The sequence below is a fragment of the Nocardia sp. NPDC059195 genome (assembly GCF_042754695.1).
Taxonomy (GTDB): Bacteria; Actinomycetota; Actinomycetes; order Mycobacteriales; family Mycobacteriaceae; genus Nocardia.
Map to the genome: position 1 here is coordinate 84292 of NZ_JBHZBG010000027.1, position 15863 is coordinate 100154.

Genomic DNA, 15863 nt, shown 5'->3' on the forward strand with positions numbered 1-15863 from the left:
AGCGTAGAACGCGGTCTCACCATGTCTCGCAATCGTGGCATCGGCACCGCGATCCTGGAGCTAGCGGACCATTTCGAGTGTCTGCCCAGCCCGATCGAGCAGGACGCGCGACGGCCGCTCTTTCTTTCACAAGAGTTCACGCTCCCGGCCGGTGGGTCGGCGCGGGGAATCGCTCAGTCGAAGAGCTCGCCCGCTTGGGTCGCGTTCAATGCCCGCAAGAGCCATGCGCTGAGCTGATCGAGGTCAGTGGTATCGGCGAGCCGCTTTTGCTGGGTGGCGGATAGCTCGATTCCCCGTGCTGTACTTACGATCCGCACCGAATGCGCGGCTCCCTCGACGATCCCTTGCTTGTACCCCTCCGCACAACCCTCCTCGAAGGCCTCTTCACAGGCCGGCTCACGCACGAAGAGCTCGGACGCTCGGGTTGCCGTGACCGCGTCCGACAACCACGCACGAAGCCGATCGAGGTCGACGGTTTCGGCAAGCAGTCTTCGCTGGGCTGCGGAGAGTTCGATTCCACGACTGGTCAATACAGTCAGCACCGCTTGTGCAGCTTCCTCAACGCGTGCCCGCTCACCACCCTGAGCACGCAACCGCTGAGCCGTCTCCGAACGGAAGAACGAAAGATCCGTGTCCAATTTGTCGCTCCAAAGCTTGGCGGCGTAGAGCTCGGTCTCGTCGTAGGATCCCCGCTTGTCCAGATCCACGACGATCCAACCCAGTATCCCACCGGGCGCACACGCGATTCCTCGAACCATGGAACCGAATCACCCTCACTCGCGCCAAAGAGATCAAGAGGCGTTTCAGGATCGAATGACAATATCTTGCGGCGGCAGGTTGGGCCGTGGTCAGACCTGTATTTCCGGCAGAGCCACCCGACCGGTGCGAGAACCTCGGTATACTCCCCGGGACCACGATTAGGGGGTGGCGATGACTTCGCTGAGCGACATAATTCTGCAGGGTGGTGTGTCGACAGCTGCGCGGGGTCCGGTCGCGCTGGCAGTCGATCGAAGCCGCGTAGTCCGGGCAGGGTACGGGCACCTATCCGGATTACGCCAAGACCGCCGAGTGGTTCCAGACGATGTCGCATCAGGCGATCTACGACGCCGTGCACGGCTCCAGCGCCCCGCACGCCGATGACGGGCCTGGACCTGGACGATCCGTTGTCGTCGATCAGTCCGGGGTTGGCGAATCCGACACTGCGACCAGCGCGGCGAAGACAACCCTACGAGTCACCGACTATCAACTCGACAGGACCAGCAAGCTCATGATCAACATCACCGCGGAACAATCCTCTCAAGGTCCGGCGGTGTCCACAATATTCGCCCGAAACCCCAAAGTTGTTCGTGACGCCAGCTTTCCGGCATCGGCGGAGCTGATGCAATAACATTGGCGCTCACAGCCGCTCGCGCGGTCATAAGGAGGATCTGTTGTGTTGCACTTGATGGCGCTAGAAGTCAACGCTGTAACGCATTGCAATCTGTCGTGCGTAAGTTGCAGCCACTCAAGTCCAGAGGCCGCGGTCAGCTCTGCTGACATCGCGGTGGTCAGCCGAGACTTGTCAGCGCTTGCCAACGTTGTGGCGCCAACGTATGTGCGAATCGTCGGAGGGGAGCCGTTGCTTCATCCAGAGTTGCATGCGTTGACAGCGGCGATCAGGTCGGCGATGCCGAATTCGATTCTTCGTTTATATACCAATGGCACCCGACTCGACAAGGTAAACAATAACTGGCTTCACAATATCGACGAACTACTGGTTTCAGTGTATCCGCGGGCGGTCGTTTCAGATTCGACGCTCAATCGGGTCGCCACCGAGTGTTCGGCTGCCGGCACCAAATTGCTAGTCGAACGGTTCATATCCTTTCGAGCAAGCCGACCGTCGCTACGACTAGGCAATACCGAGGCACGCCAAGTGTTCCAGACCTGCCAGATGGCTCATTCGAAGAGTTGTCACGTTGTCCAAGACGGGCACGTGTACCTATGCCCCCCATCGACGCCGATATCAATTGGCCAGCCGCATGGCGTATCTTGCCCAATCGAGCCTAGCGCAACGCTCAGGAGCAGGCTTGCGGAATTTCTCGAACGACCCAATCCGATAGACAGGTGTTACACCTGTCTAGGCACTGTCGGATCGCGAATCCCGCATACCATGTCCACCCACAAGGCCTGGTCTGAACTGAGCTCTCGCGGGGAGATCGACCACGAACATTTGGACGCGCTGCAGCGAGATCCACACTCTGACAACTATTGCTCGGTCGCTGAGAGTTGGATACCTGAGACCGATCCCCCCCACAATTCGACGGAGCGGCACGGATGACCCCGCGAGACGAGATCAACGGCGCTGAAGTATCCTGCGACTCAACCCATCCGAAACAAAAGGATAACGCCATGCAACGACTCACATGGAACGACGTTGAGGTACTCACCAAAGCATTGGCTGACGCAGTAGACGCAACCAATATCGAGATCGATCACATAGTAGCGGTGTCTCGCGGCGGGTTCGTACCTGCGAGGTTACTCGCCTCCAAGTTGAAGGTAAGACGTCTAGGCAGCATCGGAGTCCGCTACGCTGACGCTTCGCGGATCACACCCGAAATCTACGCGCCAGCCGGCGGCCTACGCCCATCTGACAAGGTTCTACTTGTCGAAGACGCGATAGAGACCGGCAGGAGCCTGATGTACGCAGCCACAGTGATCGCTGCTCAAGTCTCAGTCTTGAAAACCGCAGCGTACTATCGGCAACCTACCTCTGTTCCCAGCTTGGATTTCGTCGTCGAGGAGCGAAGTCAGCTCCCCCAATTCCCGTGGGAGTGACCCAGGGCCGCCCTTGCTGCATCCATCCGAATAGTGAGGTCTTCCAGCACGATCGGATTGGCTCGTTCTTGGATGACCGGCAGCGCAGCGTTCCACGACCGCAATGCCTCGGCAGGGTTTCGCAGGAGCACTTGCGCCTTGCCCATCTCGATCATCGCCATCGCGCTCCACCAGCGGTCTGCAGTCCGCTCGAGCACGGGCACTGCCGCTCCCAGCGCACTCATCGCGCGCCGCCCATCCCCTGAGTCCGCGTAAGTGCGGGCTAGGTGAACGCGCGCGACTGCTCCCCGACGTTCATCGCCGAGGCTCTGCATGGTTGCTAAGCTGCTCTTTAGCCGCTCAACGGCCGTTTGATACTCGCCGAGCCCTCGATATACGTCGCCGATCCAGACGCCAGCATTCGCCTCCCACCAATCATCACCGTGGTGCCTGAAAATCGGCAGAGCCAGGTCGAACTCAAGCAGCGACCGATCATAATCAGACTTCTGGTGATAAATGTCGGCGAGATTCGCGGTTACATATCCCCACGCATGATCGTCCCCTACCTCGAGATAGATAGCACGTGCCTGTTCGAACAACGGGATTGCAGCATCGATATCACCGAGTTGATAAACTTTCCCAATTGCACAGAGAGATGCTGCCTCCAGCGACCGGAGTCCGTGCTGCTCGGCGAACTGAAGAGATTGTTCGAATTCGGAAATTGCATCGCTCCACTCACCGAGGAGATGGTGAACTCGACCGAGCTGGAAAAGGAATAGACATCGGGCAGGACCATCATTGAGTCCGATCGCGGCGGACAAACCACACTTAGCAAGTGACTCCCATTCTCGCCAGTATGAATGTTGCTCGCAAAAGGAACTGAGCGAGTAGGCCAAGATAGTCACGTGCTGTAGACATTCGTCAATCAGCATTTGACTCGCGAGGGCGATCGAGCTCCTTAGTTCCGTTTCGCACCATAAAATTGCTCGGGCATAAGAAGCAAGGGGGACCGCTGGTGACTGCATATCTTGGGGTAGTTGTAGTACCGGAAAAATATTGTGGCGCGGCGCACTTCTGCGAATCCAAACGTCAGCAGCGCGCGCTGTTGCCGCGTACGATCCGCCGACCGCGTGGAGTGTCGCGACAGTTACCGCTTCGCAATCAGGTAGCCCAGCAAGCTTCTCCTCGGAAAACTCACGGAGTATATCGTGGTAGCCGAAGCGATTGTTCCCGAGCTGGTCGGGGCCTAGCGACTCAATCATTTCCTCTTCCGAAAGCTCGTCGTGGCCCGTACGGGTTATCGGCGTCTCGCGATTGTCAAGCAGATCGAAAATCCAGTCCGGAAACGCTTTGATGCTAAGCGCTCCGAGCGAGGCGAATAGCAGCCGCGCCTGTGGTGAAAGCGCAACGTAGCTGATCTCCAGTGTCGCACGGACGGCCCGCTGACCATTAACAAGCGAGGGTAGCAGCGCCTGCTGTTCGAGGAGTCGCTGCACTAGATCTTCGATCGGCCGGCGCGGGTCTGCTGCCAATCGAGCCCCGAGTATTCTTATTGCAAGTGGTAGATATGCGGCCAGCTCGACCAATTTCTTCGCCGTGTCTATTTCTCGATCGATACGGTCACGACCCAAAATCTCTCGCAGAAACTCGATAGCCTCGTCCGCCGCCATCACATCCAAACGAACTCTGGTGATTCCATCGAGTGCCGCAAGGCGTACACGGCTGGTAATAAGAACTACGCTCGTCGACTCGCCTGGAAGCAATGGCTGAACCTGAGCCTCTGATTGGGCATTATCCAGCAGCATGAGAATGCGGCGTCGCCCCAGGATCGTACGCATCAAACGCGATCGGTCATCGAGCGAGATCGGCACCGCATCCTGGCTTACGCCCAGCTCACGTAGCAGCGAACCCAATACCTCATATGGATCAAGCGCCTCTGCTTCTGGACCTCTAAGGTTTATGTAAATCTGACCGTCAGGAAAAGCGTCCGCCACCATATGCGCGACATGAACTGCAAGCACGGTCTTCCCTACACCACCGCGCCCCGAGATCGCCGTGATTAGCACCGCATTGCGGCTCTTTGGTGCTCGAATAAGCGCACGCGCCAGGACACGCGCTTCCTGATTCCTGCCTGTAAAGTCGAGCAAATCCCTCGGCAACTGGTTGGGTGTCCGCTCCTCGGATGACGATGGCCGTCCAGTCCGTGCGTCGAGGGCCAATACCACCTGGACCGAAGTCAGATACCCGACTACCAGAGCCGCGGCAACGCCGACGACAATGCGTGCCTCCGAAGAAAGCCCAGCGGACCCGGCGAACAACGACAGGTACGCGCCCACACCGCAGAAAAGAGCGATCGCGAACAAGCGAAGCCCCTTGGCGTGAGGCCGTCCGCCCGGAGGCAGTCTAGAACCCGGTAGCTTCATGCGAAACCCCACCATCATCCTCACTACGCGCGGCCGGATGGCTGCGGCGCGGTCTAACAATCGGTCAGCCGATGCCATCACGCTATCAACATTCGACCTCGCGTGCCCCATCTTGGCGGTTAATGCTGTTGCGGGACTGCTGGATTCGAATCTGATCGTGCCGAGATGCAGCGCCATGCTCGACCTCTGCACCCGCTGGGCCGGTATGCCATACGACCACCAAGTCAGCCCAGTACGTCACGAAGACTCATCGTTCAATCCACGGCAACACTGGCGTGATCAGCATCGTGGGTCGCTACGGCCATAAATCCCGTAGAGGGTTCATTTTGACACGTTGAGTCACGCGGGCGTCGTACGGGAGGCGGCCCGTGAAAGCACCGTCCAAATGTCACTCATAGAAGCCTCACAGATTTGGTACAGGTGGTTAGCGGTGCCGTGGCTCTAGTCAAACGAAGACCTGTGCCGTCCTGGATTCCACCTCGTTCGCCGGTACCCGACCCACTTCTGACAGGTAGCCGACCACCGTTTCCTTCGCGATTTCGAGCAACTCCTCGTCCAACGCTCGACTATCCAACGCCTCGAAGACGACGAACGGTGCCAAGCGTAGGAGTCGTTTGAGGAAGTCTCGAAGGACATCGCGTTCGGTGAGATCGGGGCCGGCGAAGTTCATCTGTTTCCAGGTTCGCAGGATCGATTGGATCAGGTGAGGGCTGCCGCCGAGGGCGGCGCGCCGGGCGTAGATCTGGTCGAATGCCGCTTCGCCGAGCACGTGGAGCGCGGTGTATGGGTCAGAGTCGGCGGGGGCGTATACGAGTTGGGCTCGCCACCACATGCGTCCGAGGACGTGGCGCGTGAGGTCGGACCCGAGCACTCGATCGCCAGGGGGTTTGGGGTAGCGCCAGTGCGCGACATCGGGGAGAACGATCAGCGCAAGAAACGCCCAGACGTCGCCGGAGGCCGCCTCGGCGGGCGAAATTCGCATCTCGCTGTGTAGCGCCACGGCTAGCCGCAGGTCGAAGCTGTTCTTCTGCTTGGTATCCGGTGGTTCCGGAAACCCGGAATCCTTGGCCAAGTCGACGACGATGTCGCGCAGGAGCTGGAGCTTAGCCTGCTCGATCCGGGTGCCGCCGGTCGCGACGAACACCGCGGAGCTGTCGGCAAGCGACCAACGACTGTTCAACTCGATCGGACCGAGTTCCTTGTATTCCGCGGCAAGGGGTTTGGCGCGGTGACGAAGGAGTCGCGGATAGAGGAGTGTCATGCGACCCCCTCGAAAATCTTTACCGCTGCCTGCAATTGCGAGGCAAAGAGGTTCGGGGATTCTTGCGCAGCGAGCCGGATGTCGGTGATGGATCGGCCAGGAAACAGGCGGCCGAACAGCTCCTGCAGCGTGGCTCCCAGCGTCTCGTCGATATATGTTGCGTCGTCGTCGAATTCACTGATGCGTAGCGCGTGGTCGACCATGGTTCGAGCCACGTCCGCGTACAGCATCGAAAGCGCCATCTTGTCTTGCAGGCGCGGACTTCCCGCCCGCTGCAATGCTTCTGCGATCAGCGCCTTCTTCTCGTTGACGAGCAGCAGCAGTGACCCCATCGTGGCGACGTCGAGGTCTGTGCCGATCTCGAGGTGCCAGGCGGCATCACCCGGGTAGTTGGTTTTCTCGAAATCGACAATGGCGATAGGGAATTGGGGAGCATCGCCCTGCAGACGGATTTGGGTGCGATCGCTCCACAGTACGGACCCTCCGCGGCGAGGCGCGACGGGCCGACCCGTGCCATGTCTGCGACGAGCCAGTACCAACGCGGTGTCGAGCATCAGGACACCACCCAGATCTGCTCCCACGAGATCGGCCCGCAGCTCGACCTCACCGTTAGCGGGGACAATTGCCCGTGACACCGTTCCGCGCAGCTTGGATCCGGTGGATGTCCACACCGCGGCCAATGCCAACTCGGTGCCGGGCGCGAGCGTCGACTCAGCCAGTGCTCGCTCGAGGTCGATTCGTACGACTCTTCGCAGCGCCAAGTTCGTCTGGTAGTCCCAGTGTGGGAGGTGTTCCGGCAACGGCATCTCCGCGTCGCCGATCGTCAGCAACCACTCCCCCGCCCGAATTACGCCGGCAGTCGGCTTCTTGTACGGCAGAACACGATTGGCCATCAGGCGACCGCCTCGGTGTACAGGACTATATCGGTCATCGTGTCCGGCGCCGGTTTGACGACTGCCCTCCACACACCGCCGTCGCCACCTTCGATGACGTACGTGGGTGTCGTGTGGACCTCGCCGTGCGGGTCCTGCCATCCCACAAGGCCCGGCATCTCGGCACCGGTGGGCGGGTCCATTTCGAGCCCACCTTCGCTGTTCAACGCAACGGCAACATCGGCACTGACCCGCTGGGGCACCGCCACCGGCAGTTTGAACCGCTGCATGACAACGCCGTGTCCCCAGAGTTCGTCCGGCTCGGGGTCACCGACATATTCGATCTTGGGGCGGCGGCGACGGGCAGGTGCCTGCCGCGTGGTCTGCTCCGTCGGTTGGCCGCTCTCGTGACCTCCGTGGGCACCGCCGCCCGAGGAGGCAATGCCGCCCGAGCCGCCGGCCTCGAAGGCATCCGAGGTTTCGAGATCGTCGGACTCAGCGGGGTCGTTTCGCCTGCCACTCGGTCGCCGCTTCGGCGCGGGTCTAGGCGGCGGCGCGGTATCGCCGGGCCTGCCGTAATCGGTGGCCGCGCCAATGCCCCAGGCACCACCGACGAGCGGAGACAACCGGTCACTTGCCGCGCCGAGCGACACCTGCGCGACCTCGACTCCGCTGCTTCCGCGGGGCCCGATGACCTTATCGATCTCTTCCTTCATTCGTGTGAATGTCATTTTCACGAACGAGTATTCAGGTAGGTCGAGCGTCTGATAGTTCCAATTGTCATGTGTCGGCGGCTCCGCCTTCGCATACGCTTCGTCGAGTTCTTTGTCCGCACGGAAAACGCCTGCGTAAGCTGAGATTTCGCTGGCCGGTTTGGGCCCTGGCCAATAGGTGACCACGAGCTCGGCCGGACGCATCAGGCACACATGATGCACCATGCCCGTCTCGAAGCCGGCCATATGTTCGGCGTCGCTGGGTTCGAATCGGAGCGCAACCGACTGATGTAATCCGAAGCGCCCGAGCAGCTTCTTGGGTCGCCTGCAGTAGAGCTCCTCGGCACCGCTGCCGACCATCTTCCGGTAGGCCTGAACGAACAGTTTCAGCGTCTTCATTCGGGCCGGATCGGGCACGGGGTACTCGATGCCGTCGCAAGTCACCGAGAAGCGCATCGGTGGAACACCATTGCTGTCGGGGAGCATCTTCGGCCACAGCTGGTAGACAATCGTCTCCGCCAAGTACCGCGCGATATCGGATGGTTCACTTCCGTCGAGATTCGGATCGAGGATCGATATCGTCGTTCCGGTTTCGGTCGCTCCGAATGGCCGAAGACCCAGCTTGCGCGCCATCGCATCGGCTTCAGCGCCCACCAATGGCTCGATGACGTCGCCCGAGGCGTCGCCCCACCAGTGTCGACCGGTGTAGCGACGTTCTTCTTCCTTGGCGTCGTAGCTCTTCCACAGAGCTGCGGCCATCAGCCGAGTCTCGTATCTCCCCTGGTACTGACAGCGGGTATGGACCAGGATGGTGCCTGATCCCGATGCGAGGTAGAGAATGCCTTTGCCGAACCCGTATGTGCCACCACCCAACGCCCGGTCGCGAGGTTCGCCGATATTGCGCAGGAATGCCACGAAATCACGGCCTTGGTCGGTGACTGCATCGGCCCGAGTCGGGCCGCCGAGCCCGCGAGTACCCCGGTCGGAAATCGACAGCACACGAATTGTTGGTTGTTGCAATGCATCTCGAAGTGGGAGCCGCTGCTTCGCCGGTGCCTTGCGTAGGAGATTGTCGCGCCATGCCGGAGCGTCGGCCGCACTGACGGTCTGCAGGTCGATGCGATAGTCGACGGGGATTCCTTCTGCCTGGCGAGCATCCCAACTGTTCTGGGCCGATTCACGGACCAGGATCGTTAGATGGTCCAACTCGGGCTTCCCCAACTGGTTCCTGATGCCTTCTGCGGCGCTCGCACCCTCAGGCGGAAATGGTTGGGAGACCCAGGCAGGTGCCGTCATCGGGATTCCTCGAGCATCGCTTTGATATGCCTCTCGACATCATTGGCTTCCATCGGCGCGGGTGATTCGCCGGACAGGTCGATCGTGTAGTCGACGTTGCGGACGTTGGTGGAGATCGACGCGGCCGCCAGGTCGACGGTTGTGAGCCTCGGAAAGGCGACATCGACGTTGTACCAACGGTGTTCGTTGATCGAGTACCGCGAATGCGCGTAGTGATCATTGTCGGCGGAGCGATAGCCGACGGCAGCCAGACGCGTCAGGATCTCGCTCTCGTCGTCAGTGAGGTCGAGCACGCGTTTGATCAGTTCGAGGAACCCGATGCCGCCCTGAACATCGGTTTCCAGCCGCAACCACACCAACCCGAGCACGCCGTCGAGCGGTGGCTCCAGCTGGTCGAGTCCGTGGATACGCACCGCTCGACCGTCCGGATTCGTCGATGTCTTCACCTCGAGTGCGCCCGCATCGGTGGCGAAATCGTGCCGGTGACCAGACGGTCCCTTCCACAACCGAATTGCGCCGCTGTCGTGTTCGAGGAGGAGCTCCAACACGACCAGCTCGCCGAATAGACCGGCGAGCTGCTGCGTCCCCAGCGGTGGCCCCGGGTTGAGAAACAGTGCACGCCAGCGGTCGAGGATGCGGTGCAGAACCTTCACCGGGTTCTCCGGCGACTCCTCCGTAGCGACGAGAATATCGGCGCACACGGTCGCGAAGATGTCGTTCAAATCCCGACGAAGGCATGCTAGAGCCGCGTAGTCCTGCACTCGCCCATCCTGTTCCAACGTCCGCTTGCTCAGCCGCAGAACCGGGCCGTTGAGACCTTTTCGCACGATCTGGTGCGCACCGATCGGAACGAGCAGATGGCGGTTTCCTTCGCTGTCCAGGCCTGCGGCCAACACCCCATTCGCAGTCGGGACCGGAAGGTCGGACACGGTGACGACGGATGCTTCGACGCTCGGGCGCCGTTCCAGCCGCCGCCACTGATCGTCGAGAACCTTCTTCAGATCGTTCAGCATCAGATGTCCTCGGAGTCGAGGAGGCTGAAGTCCTCCTCCTCGATCTCGACGCCGGACAGATCAGCGGAAATGTAGTCGGATTCCCAAGCAACGGTGCTGTCGTCGTTGGCCGGCGAAGGAAACACGAGACCGACGCCGATCACATGCTCTGGTGCGTTCAGCGATTCACGCTTCGCCTTGGACGGCTCGGGTTCCGATACCTTATCGATCGGGTACAGCACCAGTAGGCCTGCATCCGGCTGCTGAGCCTTACGGGCTTTGGCGATATCGCCTTCTGTTGTGGCAGAAGTGATCCCGTCGAGATCCAGCCCGGCATCCCGACGACTCATCAACGTCTTGATATCCGCGTGGTCGATGCCAGACGCGAACTGCGAACGAACGATACGACCTACACTGACTCCGGGCGCGAAGTCGAACAGATCCTGTTCCGCCACAGCTGGTTTGCCGACAATCGCTACGTTCCAGCGGCGCAATGTGCCCGCGTTTCGGATGCGCTTCTCGATGTATCCCGCCATCAACCTCGCGTCGCACTCCGTTGACTTCTCGTGAAACTGGTAGTCGCGCAGGAAGTCCAGGACATGCTCACTCTGCACACCGCGAATCAGGTAGCGACCGTCAGCGCCGTTACCTTCGGCTCGGCTGACCCCGAGCGCCGCGTTCACGAGCACCTGTGCAGCCGACTGATTGCGCAGCAGCCATTCGGATTCCATGCGGAAGTATCGGGTCTGGACTCGTTGCCCGCCGTAGGACGACAGCGCCGACACCGCGTCCTTCATCTTCGCGGCGGCAGTCACCCGGAGCGAAGGATGCGTCCGCAGTCTCACCGCGAATGTCATCGGAGTTTTGCCTTCAGTCATGTAAACGTCTATGTCACGGCGCATCTCGGTCTCGACCGTCGCGAGGTGCCGGAACCAATCCTCGAGTTCCTCGGTCATCCAGATTCGCGGCAGATCCGCGTATCCGGTCCGGTAGCCGAACCAACGACCCATCTGCAGCAGCGTGTCGTAGGTGGAGACCGCTCGAACGAAGTAGCTGACCGAGAGACCTTCCAGGGTGAGGCCTCGGGACAAGGTGTTGCCGCCGACCGCAATAGCGACAATCGGGCCGTTCCCGTAGTCGAGGCGGTCGGTACTCTCGGAGTTATCCATCACGATGCGGCAATCACGCAGGACCCCAGGCAGTTCCGATGCAAGCTCATCGAAGGAGACCGGCTTCTCATCGAACTCGGTCGCCGAAACCTTCGACGTCTCCTCCTCCCACAGCTCGCGGAGTTCGCGGCGCAGGACGGAGTCCGACAAGTTGTTCCCGACCTTGGCGCGGAGCAGCATCAGCGGGTCTCGGAAACTGTTGTGCACGGCAGTCCGCACGCTGGTGTGAATCAGCATGGTGGAGTGGGGATTTCCACCTCCGCGAACTCTTCGGGCGGCGGTTGTCAGCCAGAAGTACAGGACCGCCTGGCGCAGTGTGTCGGTAATCGACGGATAGAAGTCCTCTGCATCTGCCTTGGTCTTAGGGCGAACGAGCGCAACGTCGTCGTCGGGAACAGTGCGGATCATGTCGTAGCCATCGTCGACTTCTGTCGGATCTTCGCCGTCGAGGGCGTAGCGACCGAACAGCACCTCGGTGCCGAAGTGCCCGTATGGCTTGGGCAGGTTCACGATGAAATGCTCGGGGTAGAGATCGTCTGCGGATGGATCGATGAGCAGATTCGCAAACGGCGAGGCTGTGTACCCGACATAGGCCGATTTGGGCAGCGTGTTGAGGATTTGGCGGATCAGGGGGTTGATCGATTTGGTCGCCACGGTCGCCTGGTCGGCCTCATCATCGATGATCAACGCGGGACAGTCCGCCAGGTACTCCGAGGCGTCGCCCAGCCACTTGACCAGCTTGCGCAGCACAGTGGCGTTCTTCTTGACCACGCACAGCACATGGGTCTTGTTCGACTTCCCGAAGAAGCTGGCCGGGTTGGCAGTCGGCGAGAAATCGCGATCGAGGTCGGTGATCTGCGTCCACAGCGTCGGGTTCGGTTCCACCAGCTGCTGAATGAGTCGCGCCTGGGTCTGACGGCGCAGGCCGTTGTGGATGCCGGCCAACACGATGAACAGCTTGTAGCCGCGGTCGGCGGCCTTCGCCATCACCGCGGTGAAGTTGGTGGTCTTGCCGGACTGCACGTAGCCGACCACCAACCCCCGAGTGGAGAACTCGTTCTTCCGAGGATGCTGGAGCAACGACACGATCCGTGTCGACGAGTCGTCCAGGCTGTCGATGGCCGGATCTCTCGGCCACCCCTGCTTGATTAGATCGTCCTCGATCGCAGGCCACAGCTTGTCATCCGGATGCGGTCCCGCATACCAGGTTTCGTAGTTGTCGATGACCACCGAGTGCGGCTCGCGCATCTCCTTGATCCGAACCATGTCCTCGTCGTAGCGCTCCATGATCCGCTTGATCACGTCTTCGGAAGCAAACAGCCGGAGCTTCTTGATCGCCTCGACCGGGGTGTCCTTGTCCAAGAACGACTTGAACACGTCGTACTGCCCATCGATCAGATCACTCATCGGAAGCTCCCACCTGCGCTAACCCTCGGTCGACGATGGGAGGTTTCGCTCCCCCGTGTTGTGGGTAACAGTATCGGCTCGTTCCGACCAGTTGGAAGTGAGTGCGATAGTTGTTACCCGGTCGATGTGGGCTATCGGTGGGCAACGGTGGTTCGCTACACCGTCAGCTGAACAGCAGGCCCATCCGCTGCAGGTGATCGAGCGGGGCCGAGTCACGGGTGTCGACCCACGGGCGGTCGACGACCTTCGCCGCTTCCTCGTGGCTCACCTGACTCCCCAACGCGGCCGACAGCACATGGAGCGCCAAGACAGGCGGGATCGCATTGCCGATCTGTTGCGAGATATCGCTACCCGACCAGGGATAGTCGAGCGGGAAAGTTTGCAGCCGTCCTGCCTCAGCCAGGCTGAACCGTGGGCAGGGGAAGCCGGTGTTGTCGACGATCTGGTTTCGCGAGACCTTCCCCGTGATCGTTGCCGAGGGTTCCCGCGAATTGCGGCGTCCACGCAGCTTCGGGTCTCCACCGGTGCCATAGTTGGAGATGACCTGAAAATCGTAGCCACGGCTCAGGGCCGTGCCCATCGTCTCCCAGGGCAGATGCTTCGCCTCGCCATGCGCTCGGTCGACTCCCTTGCGGTAGGGACGATGAGTCACAGTCGGAAGTTCGGGTTCGACTCGGAGCCTTGCGATAAGGATGGCGCGCCTTCGCGTTTGCGGGACGCCGAACTGTTCGGTGCGAAGGACGTCGGCGGTGACTCGATAGCCGATGCCCTCGAGCACCTTGCCCATCCGCCTCCAGATGGGCAGAACGGCCGGAACCTGCTCCAGCACAATAACTTTGTACGGGTCTCCGCGACGGTTCGCTTCGAGCGCCCACCGCAGTGGCTCCAGAACTAGGCCCGTTCGCTCGTCCTCGAGACCGGCAAGATCCTCGGACACGTTGTCGCCTGCGCCCATGCGGTCGACGAAGGTCAAGACTTCATCCAACGCTTTGCGACCTGCTCCGGAACCCGCAACAGTGAAGGTCTGGCAAGGCGGCCCGCCCGCGAGAATCCACGCTCCCGGCACGTCCTGCGGGCCGAAGTGACGCACATCGTGGGGGCGATCGTTCAAGCCGGCGGCGCCCCTGGTCGCGCAGGCATTGCGGTCCCACTCGAATCCGTAGACATCAAGACCCAACCAACGCGCCGCTACGTCCAGGCCACCCGGCCCGGCGAAAAGGTCGACCATGTCCGCTCGGCGTGGCAGCGTCGGCTCGCGTTGGTCGGTGGGCATGACTCGAGATCTTAGCCGGCGCGACGGGTACGCGATACCGGCCGTTAGCGAGCTGACAGGGTGGACCTCAAAGCGATGCCGAGCGCATGCGCGAACGGCGGCGGGGTTGCGTTACCGACCTGGCGATACCTGGCTGTCTTTCGACCCTCGAAAGTCCAGTACGGCGGGAATCCCTGGAGCGCGGCAACCTGATCGACGGTGAGCTTCAGCATGTGGTCGGTTCCCTGCGACGGGTCCCACACAAAATCGGCCGATGGCACGTCATCGGCAAGCGCGCGTCCATTCACGCCGAACTTCGCCCATGCACGAACTGAACCCTGTGGGCCCAGGTCGCCCCCGCCGCGATCCCACGAACCGCCGACGATCGTCGGCGATATCCCGCCTGCCTGCGCGGCCCACTCCGTAGCTTGCGGCCACCCACGGGCACTCATCGATCCACGGAGGACCGCTCCGACTGTCAGACCGGGCGCGGGCGGGATGGGATGCAGATTCTCGGCGAAGTCGCCGGTCCCGCCGTCGCGGAGGGCAACCATCACGGCGTACTCGCGGTGCTGCGGGACACCGAAATCGCAAGCATCGACCAACCACCAACAGCACTCGTATCCGGCGTCCTCGAGATTCTTGGCGACGCGGGTTCGACTCGACTCGTACTCATCGCGTTTCAGCAGGTCGGGGACGTTCTCGATCAGCAGGGCACGCGGTCGCAACTCCACCGTCAGCCGCGCAGTTGTCTCGAAGAGTTCCAACTCCCAGCCGCTACCCCTGGGTCTCGACGCTGTTGCCGCCGACTTCACCCGCGGAAGTCCCGCGGCAATAACGTCGATTTCACGGTGTCCCGGCAGATCGAATCTGGGCTCGAATTGGAGTAGGTCCTTATCCAGCACATTCCAGCCAGGACGGTTTGCTCGTAGGGTTTCGCACGCCACGTCGCGGTTATCCAGCAGAAGCACAGGATCGAACCCGGCTTGTTCCAGCCCGAGCGCAAGTCCACCGGCACCTGCGCAAAACTCCACCGAGGTAAGGCGATTCGTCCGCAGCAAACTGTGCGTACCGCGATCTGGTTCACCCGCCATCGCCGCCCCCTCGCCGTCATAATGACTGCAACTCGACCAAGAATACCGCTCGAAGTCAGGCCATGCCGGCGTCCTGGGCATACTTGACGCCGTGACCGAATGGGTGCCGACGCGGTATGTCTCTCCGGATGAGCTGATCGCCAACCAGACGCCGAAGGGCGGGTTCACGCAGGCCGTGTTGACTGGGTGGGATGTGCCATGGCCGCCGCCCAAAGGGTGGAAAAGGGCTGTGTCGGACCAGGATCGGTGGTCTGAGGATTTGACGACGTTTCTTGGATAGCCGACGGCTATGGTACGGTCGGCGCACAAGTCAGGCCCCGGTGGTGCTACGAACACCGCCGAGGCCCTGGGCGAGAATCTGGTATCAGCAGACTCACCGCCGTAGGCAGGAAGCCTACCGATGATTCTGGCGTCTCCGCCAACCTCCCCCCTTGCCGCTGTGCGCCCGGGCGAGTTGTGCGGGTGATGCGCCTTACTCGCGCAGTCGTCGCCCGTCAGACCTCCGATATCGCTAAGAGTCAAGCGGCGACCGGTTCTGGCGTGAAACGGACGGGAATCGCGAAAGCCTTGGCTGGATCGAACAACTCGCCG

11 protein-coding genes are annotated in these 15863 nt (G+C 61.2%); 2 read left to right on the forward strand and 9 right to left on the reverse strand.

Annotated features, from left to right (window positions below; genetic code table 11):
- Window positions 1-173: 173 nt before the first annotated feature.
- Window positions 174-707 carry a hypothetical protein gene (locus ACFXKN_RS26980; protein WP_378964952.1) on the reverse strand — a complete coding sequence of 178 codons (534 nt, stop codon included), beginning with the start codon at window positions 705-707 and terminating at the stop codon, window positions 174-176.
- 374 nt (window positions 708-1081) lie between these two features.
- Between ACFXKN_RS26980 and ACFXKN_RS26985 the strand changes: the two genes are divergently transcribed.
- Complete coding sequence (locus tag ACFXKN_RS26985) at window positions 1082-1387, forward strand: hypothetical protein (protein WP_378964949.1); 306 nt, start codon at window positions 1082-1084, stop codon at window positions 1385-1387.
- A gap of 1001 nt (window positions 1388-2388) precedes the next feature.
- Window positions 2389-2814, forward strand: a complete 426-nt coding sequence (locus ACFXKN_RS26990; RefSeq protein ID WP_379434047.1) for a phosphoribosyltransferase — start codon at window positions 2389-2391, stop codon at window positions 2812-2814.
- Here the strand turns inward: ACFXKN_RS26990 and ACFXKN_RS26995 are convergent.
- The 8 genes from ACFXKN_RS26995 to ACFXKN_RS27030 form a co-directional block, all read right to left on the reverse strand.
- A complete protein-coding gene (locus ACFXKN_RS26995) occupies window positions 2787-5393 on the reverse strand; it encodes an ATP-binding protein (RefSeq protein WP_378964938.1) in 2607 nt (868 codons plus the stop codon). The two genes, ACFXKN_RS26990 and ACFXKN_RS26995, sit on opposite strands and share 28 nt — an antisense overlap.
- Window positions 5394-5661: 268 nt before the next feature.
- Entirely contained in the window at window positions 5662-6477 is an 816-nt protein-coding gene (locus ACFXKN_RS27000) for a DUF6339 family protein (RefSeq protein ID WP_378964932.1), read from the reverse strand.
- On the reverse strand, window positions 6474-7307 hold the full coding sequence (locus ACFXKN_RS27005) for a hypothetical protein (protein ID WP_378964928.1): 834 nt from the start codon (window positions 7305-7307) through the stop codon (window positions 6474-6476). The genes ACFXKN_RS27000 and ACFXKN_RS27005 overlap by 4 nt, the downstream gene beginning before the upstream one ends.
- Before the next feature lie 62 nt (window positions 7308-7369).
- A complete protein-coding gene (locus ACFXKN_RS27010; protein ID WP_378964926.1) occupies window positions 7370-9358 on the reverse strand; it encodes a hypothetical protein in 1989 nt (662 codons plus the stop codon).
- Window positions 9355-10371: a PD-(D/E)XK motif protein gene (locus ACFXKN_RS27015; protein WP_378964922.1), complete on the reverse strand. Its 1017-nt coding sequence runs from the start codon at window positions 10369-10371 to the stop codon at window positions 9355-9357. Before ACFXKN_RS27015 ends, ACFXKN_RS27010 begins: the two co-directional genes overlap by 4 nt.
- Window positions 10371-12926: a Z1 domain-containing protein gene (locus tag ACFXKN_RS27020; protein ID WP_378964918.1), complete on the reverse strand. Its 2556-nt coding sequence runs from the start codon at window positions 12924-12926 to the stop codon at window positions 10371-10373. The genes ACFXKN_RS27015 and ACFXKN_RS27020 overlap by 1 nt, the downstream gene beginning before the upstream one ends.
- A gap of 163 nt (window positions 12927-13089) precedes the next feature.
- Entirely contained in the window at window positions 13090-14199 is a 1110-nt protein-coding gene (locus tag ACFXKN_RS27025; protein WP_378964915.1) for a DNA cytosine methyltransferase, read from the reverse strand.
- 44 nt (window positions 14200-14243) lie between these two features.
- Window positions 14244-15353 carry a DNA cytosine methyltransferase gene (locus ACFXKN_RS27030; RefSeq protein ID WP_379434048.1) on the reverse strand — a complete coding sequence of 370 codons (1110 nt, stop codon included), beginning with the start codon at window positions 15351-15353 and terminating at the stop codon, window positions 14244-14246.
- Window positions 15354-15863: the final 510 nt, after the last annotated feature.

Excerpts from the sequence above, each read along its gene's own strand:
- ACFXKN_RS27025 (WP_378964915.1), bottom strand. The coding sequence starts at position 14,199 with ATGCCCACCGACCAACGCGAGCCGACGCTGCCACGCCGAGCGGACATG.
- ACFXKN_RS26990 (WP_379434047.1), top strand. The coding sequence starts at position 2,389 with ATGCAACGACTCACATGGAACGACGTTGAGGTACTCACCAAAGCATTG.
- ACFXKN_RS27020 (WP_378964918.1), bottom strand. The coding sequence starts at position 12,926 with ATGAGTGATCTGATCGATGGGCAGTACGACGTGTTCAAGTCGTTCTTG.
- ACFXKN_RS26995 (WP_378964938.1), bottom strand. The coding sequence starts at position 5,393 with ATGGCGCTGCATCTCGGCACGATCAGATTCGAATCCAGCAGTCCCGCA.
- ACFXKN_RS27010 (WP_378964926.1), bottom strand. The coding sequence starts at position 9,358 with ATGACGGCACCTGCCTGGGTCTCCCAACCATTTCCGCCTGAGGGTGCG.
- ACFXKN_RS27000 (WP_378964932.1), bottom strand. The coding sequence starts at position 6,477 with ATGACACTCCTCTATCCGCGACTCCTTCGTCACCGCGCCAAACCCCTT.
- ACFXKN_RS27030 (WP_379434048.1), bottom strand. The coding sequence starts at position 15,353 with ATGCCCAGGACGCCGGCATGGCCTGACTTCGAGCGGTATTCTTGGTCG.
- ACFXKN_RS26985 (WP_378964949.1), top strand. The coding sequence starts at position 1,082 with ATGTCGCATCAGGCGATCTACGACGCCGTGCACGGCTCCAGCGCCCCG.
- ACFXKN_RS27015 (WP_378964922.1), bottom strand. The coding sequence starts at position 10,371 with ATGCTGAACGATCTGAAGAAGGTTCTCGACGATCAGTGGCGGCGGCTG.